This window comes from Chitinophaga filiformis (genome assembly GCF_900102545.1).
Classification (GTDB): Bacteria; Bacteroidota; Bacteroidia; order Chitinophagales; family Chitinophagaceae; genus Chitinophaga; species Chitinophaga filiformis.
In genome coordinates this window covers 725,408-747,925 of the sequence record NZ_FNBN01000001.1, presented here as the reverse complement: position 1 = coordinate 747,925, position 22,518 = coordinate 725,408, and the positions used below count along the sequence as shown (strand labels likewise).

Sequence of the window (22,518 nt, the reverse complement as noted above, 5' to 3'; positions counted from 1 at the left end):
ACGCCAATATTCCTTTCAAGGAAAATACACTTAGAAATTTCATTGTCTTTAAAAATTAGAGCACAAATTTCCTGTAGTGATCTCCGGGGTGAAAGGACATTTGTCACTTAAAAATTGTGACAAATGTGCCGTTATTTCCGGTATAAACGGCTTATGGTTTCTCTGGAAACACCCAGATAAGAGGCGATATGCGTCTTAGGTATCCGGTTGTACAGATGTGGATACTGGTGGACGAAGTTTTCAAAGCGTTCCTTTGCACTACCCATGATCAGGAGTTGCAACCTTTTCTGTAATGCCACATAGCCCATGTTGGATTTTACGGCCAGATAATGCTCGTATTTCCAGAACTCCCTGCCCAGCTTTGCGCGGTCGTCATAAGATAAAGCCAGCAACTCGCAATCTTCCATACATTCAATGGCAGTAGACGCAGGGATGTGTTTCATAAAAGCCTCCCTTTCAGAGATCCACCAGTTCTCAACGGCAAACTGATAGGTGAATTCTTTTCCGGCGTTGTCTGTTATATATGATCTGAGACAGCCTTTCAGTACGAAATATTCATGCTTAACCAGATCGCCTTCTCTTACCAGGGAGCTGTGCTTTTTGAGCTTTACGGGGGTAAAATGAGATAGAATATAGTCAAATTCTTCATCCGTCAGTTGAGAGACAGATTCTATATGTGTTCTTAAAGGGTGCGACATCGTACAAATTTACAGAATGCCCGGCAACTCTTTTATCCATGATCATTTCATGGAATGAAATGCCACCCTGTTCCCTTCTGTATCTACAAACCGGGCCATAAATCCATTACCTCCCAGGGATGTTTTAGGCATAATAACTTTACCTCCTGCGGCCTCTACTCTTGAAAGAGGAATTGTCAGATCGTCTCCACCGTTAAGGTATATCAATGCGCCTGACTGAGAGGGTTCATAACCTTTTTCTTCTACAAGACCACCTCCTATCTCACCCTGTTGCATATCAGCAGGAAACAGGGCATATTTCATATGGGGAAAGGGTGTTAACAGTTTAATATCAAGCACTGTTTCATAGAAGGACTTCGCTCTTTCGAAGTTTGCAGCTGGAATTTCAAACCAGTTAATTGCATGTGCCATAGGGTGATTTTTTTTGTTTTAACACTGCAAAGCTATGTCTTGTTTAACGCAAGAAATTGTAAAAATGTTTCTTTCGTCAGCGGGATGAAATTCGGCGTGTGCCTGGCATCAGGATAGCGTTGACATAACATTTTGTATTGTCTGGGAGTGAGGCCTGTTCTTCTTTTGAAATCATTGTTGAAATGCGGCTGATCGTAAAAGTCGTGTATGGCCGAAAGACTTTTCCCATTATCGTTGGCCATTTCGGCAAGGTGCTTATCAAAGCGGATAATGCCCTGCATTGTTTTTACCGATGAGCCGAAATATAAGTTTACTTCTTTCCAAAGCTTTTTCCTGGTGAATCCTAATTGTTTGCAGATTTCATCAACATTGTAATCTTTCAGTGCCGTTGGTAAATAGGTGATGTGTGAGGGGATGGTATGCTGGTGTTTCGAGATGATTGCCTCGAAATAGTCTTCAATTTCGGCAAAGCAGGATTGGATATTATCATGCGAAAGTAAGCGCTTTCTGAGGCTGATGATGTTATCGGAGGACCAATATTGATAAGAGAGCGCTTTCTCATTGGTCGCACTAACGGCGGTGGATATAAAGTAGGGAAGTAAACCCGGCTTAACGGCAATGACGAAGAACTTAACCTTTCCATAATTTTCGATCATCAGCGGTGTTTCGTGTTTGCCATTGATCCAGACGGGGCTTTTATTTTCAGTTCCTTTTTGGTATGTATAAGGGTCGGATGTCCAGAAATTGTCACCCAGGTTGATGATAATGTTCTGGTAAACCCGTTGCAAAGCCAGCCCAGAGCCGTAGTCTTCCAGGTAGATGATGGCATTTACAAATTTGGCCAGTGCGCCGGTGGGGATATATGTTTCGAGGTGTACCATAGGTTAAATGCGTCATTTGTCGGGCAGGGACAGATTTTATAAAAATATTTTCCTTTTGCTGTCCAATATCGGTTTTTTCGATCGTCATAGGTTTTTACACTCAAAAATCAATAAACATGAAAGACTACTTATTGTTATTACGTGGTGGAATACCCATGACCAGCAAGACTGAAGCACAAAATAAGGAAGAAATGCAGGCCTGGGGCGTTTATATGGGAGGCCTCGGACAAGCGGGGCAACTGGTGGGAGGATTGCCATTGGTGAGTGGAGGAAAGACAGTTTCCGGAAGTGGTGTTACTGCTGAAGCAGTCACTTCTGCCAAAGAAGGGATTGTAGGCGGTTATCTGATCGTAAAAGCGAATAGTCTGGACGAGGCTGTTGAAATTGCAAAGAAGTGTCCTCATATTGCCAATGAAGGAAACATTGAAGTGCGTGAAATAGCGCCTATGCCTGCTATGTAACCGGAGCATAAACGTTCATTTATATTCTAAAAAAAATAAGACATGAAAGAGTTTTTAATGATCTTCAGAAACGAGAAAAGGGAGGGTGGCGCCGCTCCATCCGCCGAACAAATGCAGCTTGTAATGCAGGAATGGCAGAACTGGATAGGCGGGATTGCCTCCCAGGGTAAATTTGTATCAACAAACCGGCTGTACAGTGAAGGCAGTACTTTGCTGCCTGATGGTACTGTTTTGGACGGTCCTTATGCTGAGTTGAAAGAGGTTGTAGGCGGTTACCTGATTGTAAAGGCAGATAGTCTGCAGGCAGCCCAGGAAATGGCTAAAGGTTGCCCTAATCTTAAGTATGGCGGCAATGTGGAAATAAGAGCTGTCATGTCTATTGACCAGGATGTAAAGTCAAAGGCTTTCCTCGCAGAGAAGTAAAACTAATCGTTGATCTCTTCAATACTACAAGTACATTTGTAGTATTGAAGATTTCATTGTCATGCAACAGGATGTCGTATCGCAGCTATTTAAAACTGAATACCGGAAAATTGTATCGGTATTATGTAAGCTCTTCGGGCTGGAGCATATGGAAATAGCAGAGGATATTGTAAGCGATGTGTTCATGCTGGCTTGTGAAACCTGGGGACTGAAAGGCTTGCCTGAAAATCCGACGGCCTGGATCTACCTGGTTTCGAAAAACAGGACGAAAGATTATTTAAAACGGAATAACCTTTTCCGGGAAAAAATACAGACGGAGATCTTAAAGCGTTCATCCGCAGATGTGGAGCTCGAACTGGATCTTTCCCCCAAAAATATAGAGGACAGCCAACTGCAAATGATGTTTGCGATTTGTCATCCTTCTATTCCTTCCGAAGCCCAGATTGCATTGTCTCTGCGCTTGCTCTGCGGATTCAGCATTGACGAAATTGCGAACGCATTCCAGACGAATAAGGAAACTATCAACAAGCGGCTTTTCAGAGCGAAAGAGAAATTAAGGAAGGATGATATAAAAATCGAATTTCCCGCAGCATCGGAAATTACCGGCCGACTGGAGACAGTTGCCACAACCTTGTACCTGCTTTTTAACGAAGGCTATTTTTCTACTCACAAGGATGTTAAGCTACAGGAAAAGTTTTGTCTTGAAGCTATGCAGTTAACCTATTTACTGGCTTCCAATAAAGCCACCAATTACCCCTTTATCCAGGCGCTTTTATCATTAATGTGTTTTCATTCTTCCAGGTTTGAAGCCAGGGTAGATGAAGATGGGGAGAACATTTTATATGAAAAGCAAAATGAAGCGCTCTGGAATAAGGAATTGATAGAAAGGGGTAAGTCCTATCTTTACCGGGCTTTCGAAGCGGGACAGATATCCAGATATCATTACCAGGCGGCTATTGCGTACTGGCATACCCATCGGGCTGACAGTACAGAGAAATGGGAGAATATCCTGCAGTTATATAATCATTTACTACAAATAGAATATTCGCCTATTACGGCCCTGAACCGGACTTTTGCGCTGTATAAAGTGCAGGGAAAGGCAACGGCCATTGCAGAAGCAGAGAAGTTGAAATTGGAGAACAATCATTTGTATCATTCGCTTTTAGGAGAGCTATATACTGGTATTGATGATGGCAAGGCTATAGCTCATTTTGAGCAGGCTTTGGAACTGGCGAAGTCGAAAGCAGACAAGAAGGTGATTGCGGATAAATTAAGCGATTTCAGATGAGGTATCCTTTTAAGAAATAGCAGGCCGGTCGCCTGCTATTTCTATGAATTGCTATACTGATTGAAGCCCCCTGTTTTGTGTTCTCAGTCTGTATAGCTGATAGCATATACCTACAACGAATACGAGGGCCAATACACCCAGGACAGATTTAAGTGCAGGGTCTTCCTGTCCGGCTGCAAATGGATGCCCTAATGGAACGCGTGTAAGCGTTTCTACGAATGCAGGTATCAGCGAGAAAAATAATGTGAGCGACATTAAGACCACCTGAATGTACTGCCATTTCTGACCGAATAATTTTATTGAAGGGGCATAATACGCCAGGGGAAGCATTACCAGGATCATAATAGCCAGGAAATGTCCGGCAGATAAATGGCCGCTTCTCATGATGGGGAAGGAGGTCAGGCAGGCCAATACCGTCAGCAGTATATAGATTTTTCCTGCTCTTTTCTGGGGGGCGATCGCGCCAAAGCTAAATAGTGATATAAATGCGGGGATGAGGGCCAGCACACCGATTATTGTGTGGATGTAGCCTAATGTGGTGAGGTGAATCATAGTTGTAAGTATTAGAGTGAGGTAAGGATGGCAAGGGGAATGCCATTTGGTTAAGTAGTTGTTCAACAGTAAGATAGTGTTTTTTCGGGAAAACGTTTTTTAGTTATATATCGCTATTGTTGTGTGGATTTGCGAAATATCGTTTTTTGTGTTAGTATCTTTGCAGGGTCATTTTAAACCGGATCTTATGGCCAAGCAGGCATTATTACTTCCATCAGGCTTTGATTTTCTGAATAAACTTAAAAAGAACAATAACAGGGAATGGTTCAACGCGCATAAGGATACTTTCCTGAATGAGCTGGCGATTGTAGAGCACTTCGCAGAAGCATTGTTACAGGCGCTTAGCGCGCATGATGAAATAGAAACTCCTTCCGGTAAGAAAAGTCTGTATCGTATTTATAGAGATACCCGTTTTTCCACAGATAAAACGCCTTATAAGACGCATTGGAGCGGTAGCTTCAAACGTGCGACCAAGTATCGCCGGGGCGGGTATTATTTCCATATTGAGCCTGGTAATAGCTTTGTTGCGGGTGGTTTCTTTGGGCCCAGTACAGAGGACCTGAAACGGATCAGGGAGGACATTGCATTTGACCCCTCTCCGCTGCGGAAAATCCTAAAAGCCAAATCCTTTGTTTCGACATTTGGTGAGCTGAAAGGTGAGCAGCTGAAAACTGCGCCGAAAGGTTTTGATGCTAATCATGAAGGGATTGATCTGTTGCGCTATAAGCAATTCCTTCTGGTCCGGAATTTTTCAGATGAAGTGGTCATGAGTGGTGAATTCCTGAAAGAAGCGAATCAGACGTTTAAGCATATGCGTCCGTTTTTCGATTACATGAGTGATGTGCTGACGACGGATATTAATGGGGAGGCGTTGTAGTCTGGGGCTGTTTACATTCAAAGGACAGGTCTATGGGAAAGTTTGCTCTCCCATAGACCTTGCACTTTAGCTTTGTTGCTGATATTGCAGCACATTATTATTTGCCTTTCTGTTTTTAAGTATGTTGACATACCTCAATGCCAGCTTGTTATTATAGTTCTCATAGGCCTTCTGTGCCCATTCTATCGCTTTGTCCAGCTGACCGTTTATTTCACAGATGATCGCCATATTATAACACGCTCTGCCGGCAATCTTGCTGCTGGAGGAAGTGGTTTCTTTCTTCCATAATTCGGCGGCGCCGTCCCAGTTGCCTGTTCGTGCTTTGCGGGTGGCGATGCTGAAGTTGTCGGTGCCTTTTATGTAGTAGTCCCTGGTCACTCTTATCCAATAAGGGATCAGTCGCATGGCATAGTCCTGGCCTGTTTTTCTACTAACATCCAGCAATGCTTCTTTCCTGTTGATGATAGCGCCGGCTGCAGCTACCGGGTTGATACCTTTGCCGGTGAATGTAACGTCCTTTGTGATCGGATATTCATCCAGTATCAGCCTTTCGACAGGATCATAGATCCTCCAGCCTGTTTTCACGGTTGTAAGCATATTGGCGTGGTGCTCGATACCTGGGATATTGCCTAGTGGTGTTTTCATTGATACAGGAACGGCCGCATAGCTCACTTTTGAGTCTGTGTCAAACATTTCCAGTGAGAACAAGGCGTCTACATGTTTTTCCCGGCAGATCTTCTCCACCACGTCCCATGTTAATGGTGCTGGGAATTGTCCCGGTACGTTCGTTCTCAGGTCGATGCTATTGAAAGCGGTGACATTGGTGAACCTGTTATTTTTGATCAGTTCATCAGCCAGTCCGATAACGCCTGCCTGGGCGGCTTGCCTGTCAAGGCTATCGCCTTCCACGGTAAGTACCTTGTCGATGATGTCCAGGGCTTTGTTTTTGTCTGCAACGTTACTTCTGTTGACGATCCCCACGTTTTTGATATCAGGGGAGATGGTCACAGGTGCCGGTTGCTGAACGCTGATGTAGACGAGATTAGTTGAACTACAGGAATACAGTGCGACCGAAGTCACAATGATAGAGAATAGTTTTTTCATAGATAGGTGATTTCCCCGAACGTTAATTAATTGATAGTGAAATGTTTAATTGCCCCGCTTACGATATCAGATACGAACATTGCTGACAAGATAGTAATAAATATTAGAATATGTGTATGTGGGAGGGGGTTATGGCAAGGGGTAGAAGATGGGGATACAATGGATGAAGGCGAATTCACATTGTTGGGGAACGAAAAGGGAATGATTAATGGTTAACCTGCCGACGTTGGATGAGTGAGTAGAGATGGCGATAAACAAGGTTAATGGTTGATTATTTGATGTGGAATGTTCCACTTTTATCTGTATAGTAATCTATGCCGTTGGTAGCTTTTAATGCTTTCAGTACATTTTCGACAGGCTGATGTCTGTCTATGACGCCTGAGAAACGTTTTCCGGCCACTTCTTTATTATCCAGTTCCAGGGAGATGCCATAGAGGCGGGGGATTACCCGGCATACCTCATCTAACCTGGCATTGCTGAAGATGAATCTCCCCAGTCTCCAGCTCAGTACATCTGTTTCGTCAAAAGGCCTGGTACTGATCTTATTGGAAGCATAGGTGGCTTGCTGTCCGGGTGTCAGCTGAAGGCTATCTGTTTTACTGATCACCTTAACGGCGCCCTGCACTAATGCTATTCTGGCCACGCCGCTGTCGTAGGTATTGACATTGAATTCTGTACCGAGTACACGGACGGTAGAATTCGGGAGATGTACAATAAATGGCTGGCTGGCGTTTTTAGCTATCATGAGATAGGCTTCGCCGTTAATATATACTTCCCTGTTTCCGGCTTTAAATGCCAGCGGGAAGCGGATAGAGGTGGCTGCGTTCAGTTGCACCTGGGTACCGTCGGATAAGTGTATGGTATAATCTTTTCCGGCGGGCACGGTAAGTGTGGCAAATTCCGCAGCGTTGGTGGCAGATGTTGTGGTATATGTCAGTGTTTTATTGTGTGTTTTCAGCAGGGCATTGCCGGCAACCACCTGGCTGGTATCATTGTTCAGGGTGATGACCTGGCCATTTGCCATTTTCAACTGGATCTGCTGTTTGTTGGTAGTTATTTGTGCTGTTTTGAAATCGTTACTGGTTTTTCCTGAGAACTCTGATTTAAAAAGAGTTGGAATAGTTAGTAATGCGATGACGGCGGCAGCTGCGACGGTTGCCAATGTACTTAATGCAACAACTTTCCTGCGTTTCTGGCGGTGTATGCGGCTGAGGATTTTATCTGCAGGATCTTCGTATGGTTGGCGCTTTATATAATCCTGTACCTCGGGTGTATTTAATACGCTTAACATGTGATCGCGCATAGCCCTGGCATCCTCGTTCACCGATATTTCCTGGAATAGCGTCTCTCGTCCGGCTTCAGAAAGGGTTCCGGATATTTCGTCTAAGACCAAAATTCTAATATCTTCGAGATTCGTATTCATTTCCAATATATAAAGTAAAAATTAGTTCACAGGTAACGTCCCTCCCTAGAATAATTTTGCTGTATGCAGTTTCTCGCGCAATATCTTTAGTGCCTTACTGATATTATTTTTTACCACCTGCAGGCTGATATTCTGTTCGGCGGCGATAGTTTTCTGGCTTTTGTCTTCCAGGTACAGTTTAACGAAAGATTTACGGGCGGCAGGTGGAATATATTCCATTGCATTCTTCAGCTGTTTGGCGAGTTCTGCGCTCTCGAACGGCTTCATCTGAGTGGTGGAATCCTGGAAGTAGTTGTATAGGTCCTGTTTCTTATCTCTTGTTTTGTCTTTTCTGAGCTTTATGAGGCTCTCATTGCGGGTAGCTCTAAGCAGGTATGCCATGAGGGATGGTTTTAGTTCCACCTTCTCTTTTACATTCCAGAAACGAATGAAAACCTCCTGGACAATATCTTCAGCCTCATCCATATCTCTAATGACATAGTATGCTTCCATTAGCATTTGTGGCCGGTATAGTTCTACCAGTTCTCTCAGGGCAGATTCATCTCCCTTTTTCAGACGTTGTAAGATGTCGGCTTCCTTATTTAGGCTCTCCCCTTTCATATTTCCGTCTCGACAGTTTATTCAACTGCCGGTATCATTGGTTTAGGTACGTATCGCAAATAGTTTACCAGGCCGGTTATTAACATAGAATAACAAACCCTGGCATATATTAATACAGTTATGTTCTTGGGAAAAGATTCCGGGATACTGCCGACCACTGGCATTCCTTTATAAAACCCGGAGGTGTCAGTTTCGGCTGAAGTTAGTTAAAAGGTAATACATTTTTATGCGTGTAACAACATTATTTTTTGAGAACAATTGAAAATAATATCGTGTTATAATAAATAAAATAATCCGAATACGTCACGAGGAGTATTGGGGAGACAATTACCCAATGACTCATTTTATCTTTTTGAAAAACCAACCTGTAGAAGGGGCGAAATTATTAAGGACCGGTACTGCGAAAATTTCTCAGAAAAAAAGTTTGCTTATGGACGTTACCTTACTGTTAAATTTTACTTTTTATAATTGGGAACAATATCAAAATACTGAATGTTCGAAGTTTTACTATGCCTTGAAATGAACTAAGACAACTCGTTGGGTACCTACAACGCGTGTAATGCTTTTATCGACATAGGATTTTTCCCAGTAACCATAGACATCCTCGCTGTCGCACTCAAGACAGAGCAATATACCAGACTTATCTGCGTCCTGCTCTCACTGTGCACAGGATGTTTATCCCGTTTCTGTATGCAAGGGTATTTATAACTAGCTAATTTTTTGATATCGCGACCAACCATTTAACTAACCAAAATCGCTGTGTGACTATGCAAAAGAATGTCAAACTCAACCGGGCACTCCTATACTGCTGTATGGTTGTTCTATTCAGCTTGTATTTTAAGAGCTATGCCGCTGCTCCGACACAGGGGAAACCTGTGAGTCTTACTATAAAGAATTCGTCCCTGGCTGAGGTGTTGCGACAGGTCTCGAAAAAGAGCGGTTTGTATATATATTTTCAGGATGCGGATTTGGAGGCGCATAAGAACGTAACCATTGACGTTAGGAATAAGCCGGTGGAGAGCGTGTTGCATGAGTTGCTGGATGGGAGAGGGTTTTCGTGGGTGGAAGTTGGGGAGAATACGATAGCGGTTAAAAAAAAGCCCGATCCGGAGTTAGAAAGGAGGATTGAGGGGGATAGCGTGTCAACAATAACTGTGACGGGTAAGGTTGTGGACGAGAAGGGAGAACCGGTAATTGGAGCGTCAATCGCAGTGAAAGGAAGTAAAAATGGAACAATAACGAGTGCTGATGGTGCCTTTTTATTGAAGGGTGTCAAGGATAATTCATCGCTTATCATTTCTAATATTTCCTTTTTAACTCAGGAAATTGCAGTAAAGGGACGTACCTCTATTGGAAGTATTCAACTAAAAGAATATGTTGGAGTACTAGATGAAGCTGTAGTTATAGCATATGGGCAGACGACAAAAAGATTTGCGACCGGTTCTGTTGGCGTATTAAGAACTGCTGATATTGAAAAGCAACCGGTAAGTAACCCATTATATGCTTTGCAGGGGAGGATACCAGGGCTCATTGTAACGCCTACATCTGGCTTGCCTGGTGCACCCGTAACAGTACAAATTAGAGGTAGAAGTAGCTTGAATGCTGGAAGTGAACCGTTGTTTATAATAGATGGGGTGCCTTATAATAATTCAATGTCTGCATTGGTAGTTGGTGTTGGGGCGCTAGGATTGGGCATGTCACCTTTAAATTTTATTAACCCAAGTGACATAGAATCAATAAGTGTTCTCAAAGATGCCGATGCTACGGCAATATACGGTTCGCGAGGTGCTAATGGCGTAATTTTGATTACTACTAAAAAGGGTAAATATGGTGTAACAAAAGTAGATATAAATATTCAGCAGGGGATTTCGCAGGTAGCAAAGCGTATTAAGACGATGAATACCGAGCAATATTTGGCAATGAGGAAGGAAGCTCTGAAGAATGATGGATTAATAGACAGGTTAAATGATCCTTCATTTTCGGAGATATATCCAGACCTAATGTTGTGGGATCAAAGTCGATATACAGATTGGCAAAAAGTGCTTATAGGGAATAATGCCTCCTATACCAATGCTCAGTCTTCAATAACTGGAGGTACCGAAGTTATGCAATATTTAATTGGAGGTAACTATCATAGAGAAACTACAGTTTTTCCTGGAGAGAATGCGAACAGTAGAGGGGGAGGACACTTTAGCATAACAGGAAATTCCAATGATAAAAAATTTTCTGCAACTTTAACAGGAAGCTATCTTGCTAGTAAATCCAGTATTCCTCCAACTGATTTCACAAATCAGGCTATTACAAATGAGCCAAACGCACCGGCTGGATATAACCCAGATGGAACAGTGAACTGGGCGTTATTTCCTGCTACCGGTATTTATACAACATGGCAGACACCTCCTTATTCGGCTACTTTACTGAACCCTTACGAATTAAAAATAAACAATCTGACAACATCTACGGAGATTAAATATCAGTTTAGACCCGTGATGCTGAAGGTTAATGCTGGGTATAACGAGATAAGAGGAAATTCTTTTAAGGGGACAACTATACAGTCATTTCAACCAGCTTATGCCAGTTTTAATTTCTTAAGAAATGCTGCATATAGTGATAATATTATAAGGAATATTAGTGTAGAGCCTCAAATTTCTTATGCTGGCGATATTTTTAAAGGGAAAGCAGATATACTTATCGGAGGGTCATTTCAAAGTAACACCGCAATGACCAACGATTTAATTTTATTTGATTTCCCAAGCGATTTATTGCTAAAAAGCAAAAGTGCGGCTAGTTCAGTGCAATATAAAAATAATACGACATCACAGTATAAATACTGTGCAGTTTTTGCGCGAATTGGATATAATTTGAATGGAAAATATCTTTTAAATATAAATGCACGAAGAGATGGTAGTAGCAGATTTGGGCCAGGTAATCAGTTTGGGAACTTTGGCTCAATAGGTGCTGCTTGGGTATTCTCAGATGAAGAGTTTATCAAAATTAATAAATCAATTTTGAGCTTTGGAAAACTACGTCTCAGTTACGGAACCGCTGGTAATGACGGAATAGGAAATTATCAATATTTAGAGCAGTATCAGAACATACTTGCTAATCCTTACCAAGGTGCAATGGGGTATCAGACTACCGGGCTTTTCAATCCTTACTACCACTGGGAAACAAGTAGGAAATTGGAGATGGCTTTGGAAATAGGGACACTAAAGGATAGAATACTTCTTACTGCCAATTATTATAGGCATAGATCAGATAATCAGCTAATAAGCTATCCATATCCATCAATGGCAGGATATGGAAGTTTGATCAAAAATTTGCCAGCATTAACACAGAATTCTGGGATAGAAATTATTTTAGCAACTACCAATATTAAGAATAAAAATTTTTCTTGGTCAGCTAATTTAAATGTAACTGTAAATAGAAATAAGCTTTTGAAATATCCTAATTTACAAAATTCGGCATTTGCTCAAAGCATTGTAGGGCAGCCATTTTGGGGATTTGTTGATGTGTTTAAGTCTGCAGGTGTAGATCCTATTTCTGGACTATATCAGTTTCAAAGTCAAAAGGGCGAAGTAGTATCAAACCCTAATACAAGTGACTTCCCCAAATATGGAAAAGATATTCGTATAGTTACTGCTCCTAAATTCTATGGAGGGCTTTTAAATTCATTTACTTTCAAGAATTTAAGCCTAGATGTATTTATAGAATTTAAAAAGCAAATGGGGGTGAATCCGTTGTATCAGGTGGAAGTTTTTCCAGGTGCGTCAAGAATGAATCAGCCTGCGGAAATATTTGGTAAGCAATGGAAAAAGGAAGGTGATGTCGCAATGTATCAGAAGTTTACTACCACTAGTGCCGAGGGAGCTTATGATAGATATTCATATTATGCTAATAGCGACAAAGGGTTTGTAGATGCCACTTTCATTAGGTTTAAAAATATATCGCTATCCTATACCCTAAATGAAAATATTAGACGTAGTCTGCATGTTAAAAACCTTCGGATTTATGTTCAAGGTCAGAATCTTTGGACAATAACGAAATACGACGGATTGGATCCTGAAACTCAAAGCTTATCCTTTTTGCCTCCATTAAGGACCATTACGGCAGGATTACAGTTAGGATTATAGCATTTATGTGATTCACTTTTATAAAAGAGAGTTATGAAATTCAAAATTCAAAAAGGCTATCTAAGTTTTAGCCACTTTGGGGGTCTCCTTTTTTTTATATTTTCTGCATTAGTGGGTTGTAAAAAGTTGATAGAAGTTGATCCACCTATTCAATCTATTGTTGGAAAAGAAATTTATAATAGTAATGCAGGAGCCGCTTCTGTTTTGACGGGAATTTACGCGGGTATGGCAGAGAATAGCTTTGTGCATGGAAGAGAGGGGGTTTCATTTAGGTTAGGGTTGTCGGCGGATGAGTTGAAGCTTTATGATGGTAATACCGACGTTAATCTGGATTACTTGTATCGGAATTCGTCCAACAGTGCAATAGGAAACACGTTTTGGTCATCTTTGTATGCATATATTTTTAGAGTCAATGCCGCAATTGAGGGAATAAGTTTGTCAAAGGGAATTACGGAACCCGTAAAAAATAGGCTGTTGGGAGAATCCAAATTTTTGAGAGCCTTTTACTATTTCTATTTAGTGAATTTATATGGAGATGTGCCTCTTTTGACCGGCACTGATCCTGATATAAATGTAATTGCACCTAGATCTGATAAGATGTTGGTATATAGGAAAATCGAAGAGGACTTAATTGATGCACAGAATTTGTTGAATGATAACTACGTAGCTGCTGATGCCATTGTTACATCAACAGAAAGAGTGAGACCCAATAGAGCTGCTGCTCACGCGCTATTGGCCAGAGTTTATCTTTACATCAATGAATGGGAAAAGGCAGAGGGTGAGGCGTCTGAGGTAATAGAAAATACGAGCTATAAACTGGCACCTATTACGGAAGTTTTTTTAATGAACAGCTCGGAAACCATTTTTGCTCTACAAAGCCGAAATGCAACGATCAACAATTTAGATGGACTTCTTTTTAATTTTTTATCAACAGATCTCGGTCCAAATACTGCCAGGCCATCTTATTTGAGTGATTATTTGATGAATGCATTTGAGCCTAATGACAATAGAAAGAAAGAGTGGATAAAATCTGTGATGAATGTCGGTGTAACTTACTATTATCCCAACAAATATAAAACAGATTTAAATAGTACTGTTGTGACAGAATATCCTATAGTTTTACGTTTAGGTGAACAATATTTAATAAGAGCTGAAGCTCGCGCACAGCAGGGAAAGTTAACGGGTGATAATAGTGCACAGTCAGATCTTAATTTAATAAGAGAACGGGCAGGATTGCCTTCAATAAATTTGGGTACGCAAGATGCTTTATTAGAGGCCATTGATAGAGAACGTCAGGTAGAATTATTCACTGAGTGGGGAAATAGATGGTTTGATTTAAAACGTAGAAATAAAGTTGACCAAGTAATGCAAGAAGTTTGTGCGGCAAAAGGGGGGACTTGGAGTTCATTTAAGGCTTTGTTTCCTATACCGGTTTATGATATTAAAACTAATCCAAGCCTAATCGGGCACCAAAATTTAGGATATGCAGAACAATAAATTTCCCGCTTAAAAGGCGGTGACGCAGAATCGTTTTTTAATTAATGCATTGTTTTAATCTTTAATTGAATAGCTCCTTTACCGGTTTAAGTCTACGGATGAAATTATCAGGCCAGATGTTTAATCATCAGATACAAAATGTAATAAATAGTAAATACATGATTCGAATAAGCATACATTTTATAATAGGGATTTTGTTATTAGGTATACATGATTTAAAGGCTCAAGGAAAGGGGAAATGGCAAATTCAGGCGACTTCCATTCAAACCAGATGGGCAAGTGATGTGAATCCTGACTGTCCTCTGCCGGAATATCCAAGACCTCAGTTGGTAAGGAATACCAAATGGGAGAATCTCAACGGATTATGGAATTATGCTATAACATCCAGAGATTCAGCTCGACCTGTACGTTATATCGGACAGATTTTAGTGCCCTACCCTTTGGAATCTGCTTTGTCTGGAGTTAAAAGGCGGCTGTCCGCAGATGAGAGCTTGTGGTATCAAAGAAATATTCGGCTAGATCCAAAAGGAGGTGTAAGAACATTGCTGCATTTTGGTGCTGTTGATTGGCGGGCTACTGTTTGGGTGAATGGGAAAGAAGTAGGATCTCATACAGGTGGATATACTGAATTTACATTGGATATTACATCTGCTATTAAAAATGGAAATAATGATTTGGTCGTAAAGGTGTATGACCCTACTGATCAGGGATATGGACCACATGGAAAACAGTTATTAAACCCTTCAAGTATTTATTATACCGCCAATTCCGGTATTTGGCAAACCGTGTGGTTAGAGATTGTTCCAGAGGTGTTTATAACTTCACTTGCCATGACTCCTGATATTGATTCTGCAGTGTTAAAATTGAATGTTAAAACTAATATAGATATTCCGATGGGCTATTCAATACAGGCCCGGGTTGGCAATGTACAGTCAGATTTTTCTACAAGCAACCTAAGTGACGGATTAAATATTCGTTTAGGCAATGCTCATTTATGGTCTCCGGAAGATCCTTATTTATATAGTATGAACTTAAAACTAATTCATAATGATAAAGTGATAGATAGCATTGATACTTATTTCGGCATGAGGAAAATTGAGATTAGGAAAGATGAAAAAGGATATGATCGCATCTTTCTAAATAATAAGTATACATACAATCTTGGTATACTAGACCAAGGATACTGGCCGGAGGGATTATATACCTCGCCAACAGATGAAGCTCTAATGTTCGATATAAAGGCTTCAAAAGCTATGGGATTTAATACCATTCGGAAACATATGAAAATAGAACCAGCACGCTGGTATTTTCATGCGGACAGGCTTGGAATGTTGGTGTGGCAAGATTTTGTAAGCCCTAATCAGAAACTTGGGAATGAAGCTAAGTCTTTTTTTGAAACGCAGATAGACGAAACTATTAATCAGCTTTATAGTCATCCATGTATTACGACATGGATCATTTTTAATGAAAAATGGGGACAATACGACCAGCAGCGTATTACTGAGAAGGTTAAAAAATTAGATCCTTCTCGCTTAGTAAATGGTCACTCAGGAGAGTTATTATATGTTGATGATCAATTGAGAAGCCCATCTCCCAATGCATATATTTCTTCAGATATGACAGATGTACATTCTTATCCCATCCCTCGTAATGCACTTCCAATGCCAGGTAAAGCGAGAGTACTTGGCGAGTTTGGTGGAATTGGAGTGCCAGTGGAGGATCATTTGTGGGACGATCTTGTAGCTGGTTGGGGATATGATGGAGTTGTTCAACCAGAAGTAATGAAAAGCAAGTATAGGAATATGGTGGATTCGATTAATTCGTTAAAACAAGAAGGGCTATCAGCGTCAATTTATACCCAATTGACTGATGTTGAATCTGAGCAGAATGGCTTGATTACCTATGACAGGGCTTTAATAAAAGTGCCATTGCCAATAGTAAAAAAAATAAATGAAAAAATATGGCCCTCGACATGGAATCGTGATGTAAATGATTTAAAATTGGAAGTGGCGGAACAAGTTGTTATGAGGTATTCAGACCGTATAAAAGAGTATAGAGCGGGCAGGAATGATTCGACATTTCTTAGGAATCTTACTATTATGGCAAATGCCAACAAAGACTATGAAATGGTTAGAATGTTGATGAATGACTATCTGCACAAAGTTGAACAACCTCTCAGTTCAAGTAATTTGAAATATATTTTGAAGTTTGTTCAGACTGATACAGATTATGGATTTGAAATTCTGTTGAAGAATAGGCGGAAAATTAACATTTTATTAGGCGCTGATGTTGCTGACTCTTATATAGTTAAAGTCCTGTCAAGGACTTATATTGATTCCTTCAATTCAAATATAGATTCTCTTAAGTGGTCTTTCATAGAGAAAAAAGTTATACCAAAGTATGGAGTGTTTGGCGAAGAGGCTATACTTCAATCTAAAGTGCTTTACGCAGTTAATAATCAGGACGTGAAGCTATTTGATGAAGTAGTGGATGGTTGGTATAAGAACTATGGTCGGGAGAGAAGCTGGATAGGGCCTACATTGTTAAATAATATTGCTTGGTTTGCCTTTGAGCGATCCAGTAATAACAATAGTTTAAAAACAGCGTTGCAGATGAGTAAAATCAGCATGGAGAAGGTAAAAGATGCCTATTTCGTTGATACTTATGCTAATCTGTTATTTAAACTGGGTTTAAAGGATCAAGCAATAGAATGGGAACGTAAAGCTATCGATATTGAACCCAATGATGATGTTCTCAAAACTACTTTGGATAAAATGGAATCTAATAAGCCAACTTGGAAGTAGATACAAAATTTTAGTTAACTCATGGACTGTAAAAAAATTAAAGCCACTGCGGTTATGTTTCTGGCTTAATTTCTTACATTAACTACTTTGTCTATCTATATTGGCGATAGCCAATGAAGGAGGTTAAAGCTTTCTGCATAATTAATTGTGTTTTACAAGCGGTGATTTGAACCGGATGCTATATGCTTTAAATCATAGCAAAATGATGAGAATATTTGTTATTTACTTTCTACTGTTCGTTATAAGCGAAAATGTTTGGGCTCAAAAGAATGTCATAGACAAAGCTGCGTGCGATAATTGGGAATCCTTGCATGAGTTGTCCGGAAAGAGTTGTATTCTAAGCAATGATGGTAAATATGTTGTGTACCAGTATGGGAAAGAAGATTTTCAAAATTTTGTAGTGATAAAGGAGCTCATGGGACCTTTATATTTTGCATTTTACAATGCAATGTATCCAAAAATAAGCCAAGATAGCAAAACGTTTTTAGCGTTGCTGCCTTCAGATAGCTTAGTAATATTAACTTTTTCAAATAAGAGGATTGAGTATATATCGAATGTTAGATCTTATTCTATACCGGATAATGGATTGGGGAAATGGATGTGTTATATAGTTAAAGGGAATCCTGATTGTTTAGTCGTAAAGAACCTTTCTACAGGGAAAAGCAGGTCCTATTTCGGTGCTGATAATAGTTGGTTTAATGGTCTTGGGAACGATTTGGTTATTAGGACTGCGAAAGGATTGGTTTGGCTTGATTTAAATTCGTGGAAAGAAGAATTAATTCCAGAAAGTAAAAATAGCGGATTTTTAAGCTTTGATAATACCGGAAGCCAGATCGCTTTCATTACTAAATCTAATGGTAATGAACTGAAATATTTTAAGAAGGGAATGCCTGCTCCCATCATTTTAGCTGATAAATCATTCAATGGAATTAATGGTGATTTTTCAGTTGGTGATTTTCCTGTATCTTTTAGTAAAGGCGAGGCAGCCGTTGTTTTCTGTCTAAAAAAAAATAAGGAGCAGATTTTTCAGCGTGACATCCGTAAAATTACAAATGCAGTGACAGTATGGAACTATAAAGACTTGGGAATTCCTGAAATGCAAAAGCGGCGGCTTGATGAACTAGAGAATGGCAATTACATGGCCGTTGTAAATATTAATACTAAGAATATTGTTCAACTAGAAGATGATAGTTTATTTGTGGAGTATGGCTGTGTAGGTGATGGCTTTGCTTTGGTTAGTACTAGAGTAATGGATGACGAATTTTATTGGAATGGTCAGATTAAGCGGCTGTTTTTAGTGACTTTAAAAGATGGGAGAAAAAGAGAAGTTTTTGCATCTGGATATCCGGCTTATAATAATGTATTATTGTCTCCTACGGAGAAATTCGTGGTTTGGTTTGATGCCACGATGAAGGAATATTGGTGTTATAGTATTGATGAGAATCGCAGTTATAGTATTTCATCAAAGATCGACGAGCCTTTGTGTAAATCACAAAGAGGAGAGGCTGATAGACTTCGGGATGTTCAATGGCCTTATGGAGTTTCAAATTGGGTCAGCAATCAAGAGGCTCTTCTGATTTATGGGCAATATGATATCTGGAAAATTGACCCATTTGGGCGATTGGAACCTGTTAATATTACTAGAGGGTTTGGCAAGAAAAACTCAATTATATTCAGAACAATTGCTGAAAATAAAAATCCACTTTATATTTATCCTAATGAGTTGCTTTTATCTGCGTTTAATCCAGTGAATAAAGAAAATGGTTTTTGGTCCATTGATTTGAATAAATTATCAAATCCTAAGAAAAGAATAATGGATTCGTATGCTTACTATTTTGCATCTTCGACTAGCCTAAATACATCTCAAGCATGTGAGGATCCTGGAAGTTTGAGTTATAAGCCAATAAAATCAAAATCAACTAATATCTTTATCGTCAGGAGAATGAGCATAGATGAGGCTCCCAATTTATTCTTTACATCTGATTTTAGAGACTTTAAAGAAGTTACAAAACTAAAGCCTCAAGCCACTTATAATTGGATGACTTCAGAATTGGTTCGCTGGAAATTGCCCGATGGGTTTGTTTGTAGTGGGATTTTGTATAAGCCTGAAAATTTCGATTCCTCAAGAAAATACCCAGTTATCCTAAATTATTACGAGCGGCGAAGTGATGGCTTGAATGTTTTTAGAATGCCGAGGTTGTCAGGTCACAATATAGATATCGCTTGGTATGTTAGTAGAGGATATTTAATTTTCGAACCAGATATCTATTATAGGCCAGGAAAGACGGCGCAGAGTATAGTAGATGTTGTAACGTCGGCGGTCAATTATCTATCAATGAGAAAATACATCAATAAAGAGAAGTTGGGCATTCAAGGACAGAGTTTTGGAGGATATGAAACTAATGTTCTTGCTACTCAAACGAATATCTTTGCAGCGGCATGTCAGATGGCTGGACCTACTGATTTAATAAGCGAGTATGGAAGCATACGTGTAGGTGGAATTAATAATCAAGCTTCATCTGATGTGGGTCAACGCAATTTGCGAGTATTCCCTTGGGAGCATCCCGACATTTTTATTGAAAATTCCCCAATTTTCCATATTGGAAAAATGACAACTCCGCTGCTAATCGTGCACAATAAAGATGATGGAGCTATAAGTTATTCACAAGGTTTAGAGCTCTATCTAAATATGCGACGCGCACGCAAAAAGGTATGGCTGTTGGAATACGATAAAGAGGGGCATGATATTTTAGATCCCAATAATCAACTTGATTTTACAATAAGAATGCAACAATTCTTTGACTATTATTTGAAGGATTGTAAGCCGCCGTATTGGATGACGCGAGGGATAGCTATCAATTTGAGAGAATATGATAGTGGCTTGGGGATCGATAGTTCTGGATTAATTCCATAACAGTTTAATAAAAAAAAAGCTGATCTTATTGCAAATGATAAAGGGTGCTCTCATTAAGGGCACCCTTTATTACTAATACAGTTATCTAGTGTATGTTGAATTAATTACCTAATTCAAACATAATTGATGTTTAGATGTCTGCAACCACTGTAAATGTTGCAACAGGAGCTGGGCAAAGACCTCCTGCCAACACTGTCGTATATGTTGTAGTAGGGTTACCATTAGGACCTGCATGAAGATTAGTTGTACTACATAAAATTGTTGGCTGTCCATTAGTAGTAGTAGCGTATGAACTATATACGTTACGAGATTGATATTTTGTAGCTTTAAATGCAAACGCACCACCAACTACTGCGAACAATGCAACCGCAGATAAAACGATTTTTGCTTTCTTCATAATCTTAGCGCCTTTATAAATCAAAAGGCTAAACTTATGTATTTGGATTAACGCCTACTCTTTTCTAATGGTTTTCGGCTTCCCCATTGAATACCCCCATAAAGGGGCCTATCCTGGCCAGGACAATATTTTTATATTAAATAATTACCGGAGTAAGTCATTGGCATAATATGGATTACAGGTTTCTCAAAGCCATCTCCTCATAGGTTGCCCTATGGCGTGGATATAAAAATATATTATGCGGTGAATCGTTTACGGGTAACAAGTTTATTTTTCATGAATATCTTCTTTAACGATAGCAATGGTAGCATATGATGTTTTTTCAATTAATGGTGAGAGCTCGTTGACTCTCTAAAACAAAGATATGATCGATAGGAATCCTTTTACTTAGGAATAAAATCTCAAACTTTGGAGATCACGGATAAAAAATCATAGCAACCGATCCCTATAAAAACCAAAAGAGTTCTGTTGCGCAGACAGAACTCTTTTGGCGAAAAAAGCTGTATATAGGGCAGTGGCCTACAGGTAAACTATGTACTCTACTGCGATACACCTGCAATTTAACTCAGCCCTAAACGATCCTGGTTACTAGACAGCAATAAAACTTTGGAGATCCCGTCACGTTTTTATACCCACGACTGTCTATCTCTATATAAAACGTAAAAAAACATGATAGCAGTAAAAGTAACTTACACAGTAAAACCATCCTTCGTAGCCCAGAACCTGCAGAATATCCAAACCTTTATGCAGGATTTCAGGAAAATGAACGACTTCCAATACACCGTCTACACCAACGAAAACATCTTCACCCATATCTCCCATTACAAAAACGAAGACATCCAGACTGCAGTATTAAATACGCCTTCCTTCAAAGTCTTCCAACAACAGCGGGATGACAGCGGCCTAATCTCCCCTCCCCAGATTGAAATATTGACCCCGGCAGCCAGCGCAAGAGAGGTCTTATAATGATTAGGGGTTATATGTTGCAAGATGGCTTAAACCTTTTGTAACTTTAACCCTATCTAAACCTCCTCCGTTACCATGACTAGGCAGAAAACAACAGACAGGCCCCCCGTTTTTAATAATCTGATCGAGAATTACGAGTATCTCGGCTTACCGGTAGACCTGATCGACCCAAAGAACGACTTTACGATCCACAAGCTGATGGACATCCATGGGGAACTGCCCTTTAAATCCTGCGTATACAGGGCCAATTTTTACTCTTTTCTGTTTATAAAGGATGGGGAAGGGAGATATACTACAGACGATCTGGAGTTCTGTACAAAACCGCATACTATATACTTTACCAATCCGGGGCACTATAAGTCTTTTGAATGGCATTGCCTGAAGGAGGTCTATCTGGTGACCATGAGTGAGTCTTTCCTGAAGGAGAACGTCCATGCTAACATATTTGAGGAATTCCCTTTCCTGCTGGCAGAAACTGTCCCTGCAAGAGTATTACAACCAGAGGTATTTGCCGAATTTGAACCATTATACCTCCAGATCTATAAAGAGTACTTCTCGAACTCTCCTTATAAGAATAAGATGATCGGGAACCTGTTTGTAGTACTATTATTAAAGATAAAAGAATACTTCTGGGAAGACTACAACCCGATCTACGAAGGTAACCGCAGCTCCCAGATTGTGAAGAACTTCAAAAGAACCCTGGAAAAGCATTACCGTGAACTAAGCACCGGAAAGGCTAAACGCGTTTTCAGGGCACAGGACTATGCAAACGAACAAAACCTACACCCCAATTACCTGAATAACGTGATTAAAACGAAAACAGGTAAATCTGTCAGTACCTGGATCATTGATAAGACCATTACAGAAGCGAAGTCATTATTACAGAATTCCGCTACTCCTATTAAGCAGATCGCAGACCAGCTTGGGTTTGCGGAGACCGCACACTTCAGTAACTATTTCAAGAAATACACCGATACCACCCCTGTTTTATACAGAAAACACCTCGGAACAGGGGTGTCTTAGATTTTTGCAACTAATAGTGTAAATCTTGCAATTTTAGGGCGTGTTTATGTTCCATCTTTGTTATGT

The 22,518-nt window shown here is 40.0% G+C and carries 18 protein-coding genes; 10 read left to right on the top strand and 8 right to left on the bottom strand.

Going from position 1 to position 22,518, the window contains the following annotated elements:
* Nucleotides 1-131: 131 nt before the first annotated feature.
* From BLR32_RS03090 to BLR32_RS03080, 3 genes are read right to left on the bottom strand one after another with little or no spacing between them, the layout of a single operon-like run.
* Nucleotides 132-698 (bottom strand): Crp/Fnr family transcriptional regulator, encoded by a 567-nt coding sequence (locus BLR32_RS03090; RefSeq protein WP_089828769.1) that lies wholly within the window; start codon nucleotides 696-698, stop codon nucleotides 132-134.
* A 42-nt stretch (nucleotides 699-740) separates the two neighbouring features.
* Nucleotides 741-1,109, bottom strand: a complete 369-nt coding sequence (locus BLR32_RS03085) for a VOC family protein (protein WP_089828768.1) — start codon at nucleotides 1,107-1,109, stop codon at nucleotides 741-743.
* 32 nt (nucleotides 1,110-1,141) lie between these two features.
* On the bottom strand, nucleotides 1,142-1,990 hold the full coding sequence (locus BLR32_RS03080; RefSeq protein ID WP_089828767.1) for a helix-turn-helix domain-containing protein: 849 nt from the start codon (nucleotides 1,988-1,990) through the stop codon (nucleotides 1,142-1,144).
* A gap of 116 nt (nucleotides 1,991-2,106) precedes the next feature.
* Between BLR32_RS03080 and BLR32_RS03075 the strand changes: the two genes are divergently transcribed.
* The 3 genes from BLR32_RS03075 (at nucleotide 2,107) to BLR32_RS03065 (ending at nucleotide 4,162) form a co-directional block, all read left to right on the top strand.
* Nucleotides 2,107-2,451 carry a YciI family protein gene (locus BLR32_RS03075; protein ID WP_089828766.1) on the top strand — a complete coding sequence of 115 codons (345 nt, stop codon included), beginning with the start codon at nucleotides 2,107-2,109 and terminating at the stop codon, nucleotides 2,449-2,451.
* Nucleotides 2,452-2,493: 42 nt separating this feature from the next.
* A complete protein-coding gene (locus BLR32_RS03070; RefSeq protein ID WP_089828765.1) occupies nucleotides 2,494-2,874 on the top strand; it encodes a YciI family protein in 381 nt (126 codons plus the stop codon).
* 61 nt (nucleotides 2,875-2,935) lie between these two features.
* Nucleotides 2,936-4,162, top strand: coding sequence for an RNA polymerase sigma factor (locus BLR32_RS03065; RefSeq protein WP_089828764.1), 1,227 nt, complete (start codon nucleotides 2,936-2,938; stop codon nucleotides 4,160-4,162).
* 51 nt (nucleotides 4,163-4,213) lie between these two features.
* Here the strand turns inward: BLR32_RS03065 and BLR32_RS03060 are convergent, their stop codons facing one another.
* On the bottom strand, nucleotides 4,214-4,714 hold the full coding sequence (locus BLR32_RS03060; RefSeq protein ID WP_089828763.1) for a hypothetical protein: 501 nt from the start codon (nucleotides 4,712-4,714) through the stop codon (nucleotides 4,214-4,216).
* Nucleotides 4,715-4,901: 187 nt separating this feature from the next.
* Between BLR32_RS03060 and BLR32_RS03055 the strand changes: the two genes are divergently transcribed.
* Nucleotides 4,902-5,591, top strand: coding sequence for a DUF2461 domain-containing protein (locus BLR32_RS03055; protein WP_089828762.1), 690 nt, complete (start codon nucleotides 4,902-4,904; stop codon nucleotides 5,589-5,591).
* A gap of 66 nt (nucleotides 5,592-5,657) precedes the next feature.
* Here the strand turns inward: BLR32_RS03055 and BLR32_RS03050 are convergent, their stop codons facing one another.
* The 3 genes from BLR32_RS03050 to BLR32_RS03035 form a co-directional block, all read right to left on the bottom strand.
* Nucleotides 5,658-6,695 (bottom strand): DUF6340 family protein, encoded by a 1,038-nt coding sequence (locus BLR32_RS03050; RefSeq protein WP_089828761.1) that lies wholly within the window; start codon nucleotides 6,693-6,695, stop codon nucleotides 5,658-5,660.
* 271 nt (nucleotides 6,696-6,966) lie between these two features.
* The gene (locus BLR32_RS03040) at nucleotides 6,967-8,118 is read right to left on the bottom strand and encodes a FecR family protein (RefSeq protein ID WP_089828759.1); all 1,152 of its coding nucleotides are present in this window, start codon (nucleotides 8,116-8,118) and stop codon (nucleotides 6,967-6,969) included.
* A gap of 45 nt (nucleotides 8,119-8,163) precedes the next feature.
* On the bottom strand, nucleotides 8,164-8,718 hold the full coding sequence (locus BLR32_RS03035; RefSeq protein ID WP_089828758.1) for an RNA polymerase sigma factor: 555 nt from the start codon (nucleotides 8,716-8,718) through the stop codon (nucleotides 8,164-8,166).
* A gap of 767 nt (nucleotides 8,719-9,485) precedes the next feature.
* On the opposite strand from BLR32_RS03035, the gene BLR32_RS03025 reads away from it, so the two are divergent.
* The 4 genes from BLR32_RS03025 to BLR32_RS03010 all read left to right on the top strand — a co-directional run bounded on the left by BLR32_RS03025 (nucleotide 9,486) and on the right by BLR32_RS03010 (nucleotide 20,066).
* Nucleotides 9,486-12,851, top strand: coding sequence for a SusC/RagA family TonB-linked outer membrane protein (locus BLR32_RS03025; protein ID WP_089828756.1), 3,366 nt, complete (start codon nucleotides 9,486-9,488; stop codon nucleotides 12,849-12,851).
* A 33-nt stretch (nucleotides 12,852-12,884) separates the two neighbouring features.
* Entirely contained in the window at nucleotides 12,885-14,348 is a 1,464-nt protein-coding gene (locus tag BLR32_RS03020) for a RagB/SusD family nutrient uptake outer membrane protein (RefSeq protein ID WP_089828755.1), read from the top strand.
* A gap of 158 nt (nucleotides 14,349-14,506) precedes the next feature.
* A complete protein-coding gene (locus BLR32_RS03015) occupies nucleotides 14,507-17,152 on the top strand; it encodes a glycoside hydrolase family 2 protein (RefSeq protein WP_089829902.1) in 2,646 nt (881 codons plus the stop codon).
* Between the two features lie 202 nt (nucleotides 17,153-17,354).
* Complete coding sequence (locus tag BLR32_RS03010) at nucleotides 17,355-20,066, top strand: alpha/beta hydrolase family protein (protein WP_176842147.1); 2,712 nt, start codon at nucleotides 17,355-17,357, stop codon at nucleotides 20,064-20,066.
* A 130-nt stretch (nucleotides 20,067-20,196) separates the two neighbouring features.
* Here BLR32_RS03010 and BLR32_RS03005 read toward each other — a convergent pair whose 3' ends face one another.
* A complete protein-coding gene (locus BLR32_RS03005) occupies nucleotides 20,197-20,463 on the bottom strand; it encodes a DUF6520 family protein (RefSeq protein ID WP_089828753.1) in 267 nt (88 codons plus the stop codon).
* A gap of 669 nt (nucleotides 20,464-21,132) precedes the next feature.
* Between BLR32_RS03005 and BLR32_RS03000 the strand changes: the two genes are divergently transcribed.
* Together BLR32_RS03000 and BLR32_RS02995 are read left to right on the top strand one after the other, a co-directional pair.
* Nucleotides 21,133-21,429, top strand: coding sequence for a hypothetical protein (locus tag BLR32_RS03000; protein ID WP_089828752.1), 297 nt, complete (start codon nucleotides 21,133-21,135; stop codon nucleotides 21,427-21,429).
* Between the two features lie 75 nt (nucleotides 21,430-21,504).
* Nucleotides 21,505-22,452, top strand: coding sequence for a helix-turn-helix domain-containing protein (locus tag BLR32_RS02995; RefSeq protein WP_089828751.1), 948 nt, complete (start codon nucleotides 21,505-21,507; stop codon nucleotides 22,450-22,452).
* Nucleotides 22,453-22,518 lie beyond the last annotated feature (66 nt).